This window comes from Vibrio sp. YT-15 (assembly GCF_033337445.1).
Taxonomy (GTDB): domain Bacteria; phylum Pseudomonadota; class Gammaproteobacteria; order Enterobacterales; family Vibrionaceae; genus Vibrio; species Vibrio alginolyticus.
In genome coordinates this window covers 1-1,049 of sequence record NZ_JAWOQR010000169.1, presented here as the reverse complement: position 1 = coordinate 1,049, position 1,049 = coordinate 1, and the positions used below count along the sequence as shown (strand labels likewise).

1 protein-coding gene is annotated in these 1,049 nt (G+C 42.0%); it reads right to left on the bottom strand.

Annotation, left to right across the window (positions count from 1 at the left end):
• Positions 1-273: 273 nt before the first annotated feature.
• On the bottom strand, positions 274-633 hold the full coding sequence (locus R7D93_RS26060; RefSeq protein WP_005479882.1) for a hypothetical protein: 360 nt from the start codon (positions 631-633) through the stop codon (positions 274-276).
• Positions 634-1,049 lie beyond the last annotated feature (416 nt).

Here is a 1,049-nt window from a genome sequence, read left to right as displayed (position 1 = left end):
TGCGATAGATTTCATATTCATGATTTACATCCCAGTATGGTTTGCTTTGATGAACGGTATAGTAAATCGCGAAGAGAAATTCACATCAGGCGAAAACAAAGCCTCTGTCATTACGGAGTAAAAAAACGGTGTTTTATCAAGAGAGCGTCAGAACAATCTCAGCGAGAGGTTAATTGAGGCCAATTCACATCACTGAGGTTTATTGTTTTGCGCTATTCACTGTGGGAGGTGATGGTTTGCACTTGGGCAAAACCATCACTAAAGACATTTGAGTTACGCCAAACTCAAAAACAGCTCGTCGTCAGTGAGGTACTTGTGACGATGGCTCAAATTGCGAACATGCATGAACATAAAATCCGGAAAACCAGGGGCGATGATGTTGTTTGGTTCCCAGCACACGCCGCCGACAAATACGTAGCGGCCTTGCTTCTCTTCATCATGCAGTTGATTGTTAACAACTGAAGATAACTCAGCGCGGCACCCTTCTACCACACAGACGATTTGGCCTTTAAACAAGCCAATGACACGTCGCACGAGGTTCGCTTTTATACCGCATTTCCAGGCTTGGCGTGTTGCCATCTCATAGCCGTGTTTTCTTATCGCTTTCTTTTGCAAATGTACAACTAAATTCATTTTTGACTCCTGATTCAAGCTATTACGTGAAGCCCAAAGTCATGAAAAAGCAGATAAACGCATAGATAAACTATGTGATCAGGCTAAGTGAGTGCTCTGCGAAAGAACACTTTCCACAATGCCGCAACGTTGGGAGTATCTATCAATCATAGTCTCTAGCGAGTCAAAAAACGCAGGGGAGCAAAGATTGATATAAGACTAACTATAACGAAATCACCCTCTTCGTTTACCGATATAAATTTATCGAAACGATAGAGGGTGATTATCAAGAAAGGAGCTAAAAAGCGTGGTGTTTACGCATCAATAAGGTAGTTCTGCCCTTCGCTTTCGAGGCGATCAATGAGCTTACGACATTCATTTAAATCAAGCGGTTGTTCAAAGCGACGTTTAAGATTCATCAAAAAGAAAATGTCTTC

Excerpts from the sequence above, each read along its gene's own strand:
- R7D93_RS26060 (WP_005479882.1), bottom strand. The coding sequence starts at position 633 with ATGAATTTAGTTGTACATTTGCAAAAGAAAGCGATAAGAAAACACGGC.